Origin of the sequence: Enterococcus sp. 3H8_DIV0648 (genome assembly GCF_002140655.1) — a bacterium.
Taxonomy (GTDB): domain Bacteria; phylum Bacillota; class Bacilli; order Lactobacillales; family Enterococcaceae; genus Enterococcus_A; species Enterococcus_A hulanensis.
Map to the genome: position 1 here is coordinate 1,298,329 of NZ_NGLG01000001.1, position 4,930 is coordinate 1,303,258.

The 4,930-nt window shown below is 42.7% G+C and carries 5 protein-coding genes; 1 reads left to right on the forward strand and 4 read right to left on the reverse strand.

All coding sequences use genetic code 11. From position 1 onward, the window contains the following. Nucleotides 1-307: 307 nt before the first annotated feature. Nucleotides 308-1,510 (reverse strand): multidrug efflux MFS transporter, encoded by a 1,203-nt coding sequence (locus tag A5875_RS05940; RefSeq protein ID WP_088932752.1) that lies wholly within the window; start codon nt 1,508-1,510, stop codon nt 308-310. Between the two features lie 302 nt (nt 1,511-1,812). Between A5875_RS05940 and A5875_RS05945 the strand changes: the two genes are divergently transcribed. After that, entirely contained in the window at nt 1,813-2,619 is an 807-nt protein-coding gene (locus A5875_RS05945) for a Cof-type HAD-IIB family hydrolase (RefSeq protein WP_088932753.1), read from the forward strand. Nucleotides 2,620-2,664: 45 nt separating this feature from the next. Here the strand turns inward: A5875_RS05945 and A5875_RS05950 are convergent, their stop codons facing one another. From A5875_RS05950 to A5875_RS05960, 3 genes are all read right to left on the reverse strand, one after another. Next, nucleotides 2,665-3,162: a flavodoxin family protein gene (locus tag A5875_RS05950; RefSeq protein WP_088932754.1), complete on the reverse strand. Its 498-nt coding sequence runs from the start codon at nt 3,160-3,162 to the stop codon at nt 2,665-2,667. An 89-nt stretch (nt 3,163-3,251) separates the two neighbouring features. After that, nucleotides 3,252-4,034: a hypothetical protein gene (locus A5875_RS05955; RefSeq protein WP_088932755.1), complete on the reverse strand. Its 783-nt coding sequence runs from the start codon at nt 4,032-4,034 to the stop codon at nt 3,252-3,254. A gap of 228 nt (nt 4,035-4,262) precedes the next feature. Beyond that, on the reverse strand, nt 4,263-4,930 hold a 668-nt coding region (locus A5875_RS05960), incomplete at its 5' end, for a DUF2922 family protein (protein ID WP_254911848.1).

Below are 4,930 nucleotides of genomic sequence, written 5' to 3' on the forward strand. Positions count from 1 at the left end.
CAGTTATTTGCTAAGGGTGCTGCTAAACTTGTTAATTTGTTTCCTAACTTAAAATATCTATTTTCCGTTTCGTTTAATAAATACTGCAAAAAGCTGAACTCACGGCTATCTCATTAAAAGGAAGCTATTTTTCCAAGTGCGTGAAAAATAAGTTTATCTTCGCTTCGCATACGATTCTGCTAAACTTCTCTGGCTGTTTCTTATCTTAAAATACCTATTTCTATCTCGTTTAATAAATACTGCAAAAAGCAGAACTCGCAAAAAAAGCATCCTCTTGTTAAAGAGCGATGCTTTAGTAGTTAATAAATTAGATCTTCGTCTTCGTCACCAGCAGCTTCCGGAAATTGAAGACGCTCAAGATAATATTACCGAACACGCAGGCGCTGGTTACTAGGAATACGGCCGGGTAGCCCATTGCATGTGCGACGGTTGATCCGAGCATCGGACCGATGACCTGTCCGAAATTATTAAACATTTGATTGTAGCTGAAAATACGGCTGACGCCTTCTGGCGGACTGATTTTACTGATCAACGTATTAATGGACGGCATCAGCGCTCCCGTCGAGAATCCGAGGAAGAAACGCAGTACTCCCAGTTGGAAGGGCGTTTTTACAAAAGCCATTGGAATAAAGCAGAACAGCGACAAAACAAGTCCTGCTAATAATACCTTATGATTTCCGATCCGATCCCCGATTTTCCCCAGCGTCGGAGAAGAAGCGATCGCCGAAACCCCAGCGATTGAAACAATAAACCCGCTGATAACCAAAGCATTGCTGCTGGAGCCGCTTAAATCACGAATATACAATGTCAGAATTGGGCTGATACTTGTTACCCCGACTTGCAGGATCAGCGAACTGATGAATAAGCCAATCAGGATCGGCATATAATTGATCCGCTTCCGTAATTCCGCCATACTTATGACGTCTGCTTTTTCGATCGGCTGGAAATTTTCTTTGACCATGAAGACGGTCAAAAACGTACAAATCATTAAAATGACTCCGGTGATGATGAACACATTCCGCAAACCGAACCATTGCGCCAGCATTCCGCCGATCAAGGGTCCGATCAAGTTTCCCGCGACACCGCCTGTAGCCAAGGTACCTAGTGCCCAACCGCTTTTTTGCCTAGGGACTTGGGAAGCGATCAAAGCCGTCGCATTCGGCATATAGCCAGACAACACACCGGTCATAAAGCGCATGATCAATAACCAATAGACATTCGGAACAAAAGCCAACGACCCCATCGTAAACGTCATTCCGGCCGCCGCGCGAATCATCATCAGCCTGCGCCCTTTTCGATCGGCTAAGCTTCCCCATAATGGTGCAACGATCGCCGCTGAAAATGCCGTTACAGAAATCGCCAGCCCTGAAAATAGATCAACCTGCGACTTGGCTGTCCCTAATTGTTCAATGTAGACCGGCAAAAAGGGCATCACCAGACTGAAGCTCGCGCCAGTAAAAAAACACCCAATCCATGAGATCAACAGATTCCTGCGCCAATTGATTTTCATCCTCTCGACTCCCTCTCTCGCCAATTTTATGACTCTACTATAGCAGAGTCTGAGGGAAAAAACTTTTCTTCTCCCTCATGAAGTTTGAAATTTTCCTAAGACTTTCAGCTTTTTTAAAGCGCCACGGTTGCGTTTTCCAATGGATGTGCTAGACTGAAACAAATTGAAAGTAGGGTTTCCGTTCCACTTTGCCAGTTTTACTTCTTACTTTAAACAAGTTTAGTAAAATGATAGGCATACGAGAATTGATTGAATTTTTCTTCCAAGAAAAATAAATACATTAATACGAAGTAGGAGTTTTTATGAAAAAATTAATCGCAATTGATTTGGATGGTACAACTTTAAATCAAGATTCAAAAATTACTGATAAAACCGCAAGAACCTTGCGCCGTGCGATTCAAGACGGTCATTCTGTTGTGATCGCAACGGGGCGTCCTTACCGCATGAGTAAAAATTTTTATCAGGAATTACAATTGACGACGCCGATGATTAATTTTAACGGCGCCCTTGTGCATCTTCCTGGAAAAAATTGGGACGGTGAACAAGAAACATCATTTAATCGGAAAATCGTGTTTGATTTAATGGCGGAAAAGAAGAATCTAAAACTGGATTTTATCGCCGCTGAAAATCGCGAGACCTTTTTCATTGATGATTTGAATTTCTTTGATCAACACTTCTTCGCCAGCGATTTCGCTACGGATGAGAATTTGTTGACGGTCAATACGTTACGAACCAACCCAACGTCTGTCTTATTACGCAGCCAGCCTGAAAATGTCGGCAGTGTTTCTGAAGAATTGAAACAGCAATTCGGACATGAGGTCGAAGTCAATACATGGGGCGGACCAAATCCGATTTTGGAAGTCGTAGCCAAAGGGATTCAAAAAGCACATGGATTGAAGCGCGTTATTGATAATTTTAATATGAAGCAAGAAGACATTATTGCGTTCGGCGACGAGCACAATGATGTAGATATGCTGAAATTCGCTGGCTGGGGTGTCGCGATGGCAAACGGAACTGATCAAGTAAAAGCAGTCGCAAATGACATCACCGAAAAACCAAACACCGAAGACGGTATGGCAGATTATTTAACCAAATATTTAGACCTATAAAAAAATGAGGGAAGGAATCGGATATGATTCTTCCCTCATTTTTTATTATTCAAATAATTCTAATGCCTTCTCCGCGAAACGCTGACCGAAAAGCTCAAACATTTCCTTCGATTTTTCATAGTGATCCCCTACCGCATCAAGCGCCACCGGTCCATGATGGATAAAAGGTTTGCCGAAAGCCGAACCACCTGAATACACCAGCATTCCCTTCACCAGCAGCATTCCCAGCATAGAAAGAATCGCGCTATCACTGCCGCCTTGCGCATAATGAGCCGTCGCAAATCCGCCGCCTAACTTCCCAGCCAAAGAAAAATTGCCGCTTTCTGTCATCAGCCACTGAGATATTCGCCAATGACTCGTCGCCATGTACGTCGGTGTCCCAAAAACGATTCCCGAACAGTCATTCACATATTCTGTATCGATCGGTTCATCCACCGAAAATATACGTGCCTCACTCCCCGCCTTTTTCATTCCTTGAGCAATAATTTCCGCCATTTCTTTTGTTTGTCCTGTTTTACTATAATAAATAATCGCTAATTTCAAACCATCCGCTCCTTTATCCCTTTTCTCTGATAGTACTCCTTTGTCAACGGGAAATTCAATAGAGAAAAGGAGAAGCGCATCCGCTCCTCCTACTTTACAACCGTATATTCATCGATGGTTTTCCCAGCTTTATCCTTTAAGACAAGCCAGCCGTTGGTTCCGGCATAGTAAAGAAAGATCCCGACTTCGTTGACACTTTTTAACACGATGTCTTCTGTCGTCGTAAAATCCGAAATTTGATCTGCATGATCTGCTCTCAATTTTTCTGTTAAGCGCGCACTAAAACCGACTGAGCCATCTTTATTCAACGGCATCTCCTGTTTTAGCTTCGCTCCGGCCTTCAGCAGCATTTCATTGCGCTTTTGCCAAACAACTTCCCCTTTTGCATCATTGTAATCAATATAAAACGGAATTTCACTGACTTTTTTATTCCAGCGGTGCTGGGCCTTCGCTGGCTTGGCCTTCACTTTTTCATTCTCGTAGCCAAAGGTAGCCAAGATTTCAAATAATATCTTTTGATAATTCGCTACGACTGGAAAATGATTCGCGGCAATTTTTTGCGTCTCAAATAAACCCTTCGTTTGCAGCGAATTGTCATTCCAGACAGTCAGCATCTGCTGCGCCAGGTCCTTACCCTCAATATCCCATGGCACATTAATTCTTACTAAGCTGTCTGCTTCTTTTACTATTTTTTTGTCGATCTTTTGCCCATAGTCAATCGCCTGTGCTGCACGCCCCTTAAAGTACAGCAGCAGTTCATCGCTGGTCAAATTCGGAAGCTTTTTCAGCTCTCGATAGATCACCATCGTCCCTTGCTCATCAAATTGAATGTTCGTTATATCTTGATTTATTTCCACCGCTAATTTGATCATCGCATTTCCCTCAAATCTTTTTTCCTAAGCTTATTAAAAAAGCGACTTTGAGTCGAATGATATGTCCTGTATCATCAAATTTCTGACGGCGGTTCCTCCCTGTTTATAAGACCAAGCCTCAGCCCATTGCAAATAAACCGCTAGTTCAGCGAATTCCGTTTTGATAGTAGCTCCACTTATCAATCCCATACCAACGTTGGATTTTTTTGATGGAATCAATAGAGCAACCTATTCTCGCTTTCGAATGCGATCAAGCAGACGTTTTCGTTTTCTCTTAGGCGTTTCTGGCGGTGATTGTGTCGCCAATGTTACCTCTACGTATTCTTCCTTGAGTCTTCCGAACAAAATCAGCTTCGCAGGTCCTTGAGTATCATCAACCTGCACATTTTCCAAAGTATACTCTTTCGGTAAACAAGCTGTCACAACCGCCAGTGATTGCATTTCATTCAATTCCCACAGATCGACCCCAGCCGGAAATCCGATCGTTTGGATCAATACATCTGGTTCAAGCTGCTCCGTTGCGACCATTAAGTCCTCAGGAATGTGGATGTCTGCCAATTCGGCTTCTTCAATTACCGGTTCATTCACCTGTGGTTTTTCTTCTGTTGCTTGGACAGCAACCGCCGCTATTTCGGCATCATCTATCTCAAAGATCGGACTTTCGATTTCTTCGATAATTGTTGCATGTTTTAATTTCTTATATAAACCTACGCCATCTTTTTCAAATAGATTCAACAGCGTGAATTTCTCTAAAGTCGCTTTAAGTTCTGCGGCAGAGTTGCGCATACTAAAATCCTTCAAGCGCAAATGCTGCTCGTTTCCATTACTATTTTCAAATTCAATATCTAATGTCGTCATTTTTTCAGTCCCTTCGTTTAATTTTCTTCTTGTTCTTT

Bases quoted from the DNA above. Each gene is read 5' to 3' on its own strand.
- A5875_RS05945 (WP_088932753.1), top strand. From the start codon at position 1,813: ATGAAAAAATTAATCGCAATTGATTTGGATGGTACAACTTTAAATCAA.
- A5875_RS05940 (WP_088932752.1), bottom strand. From the start codon at position 1,510: ATGAAAATCAATTGGCGCAGGAATCTGTTGATCTCATGGATTGGGTGT.
- A5875_RS05955 (WP_088932755.1), bottom strand. From the start codon at position 4,034: ATGATCAAATTAGCGGTGGAAATAAATCAAGATATAACGAACATTCAA.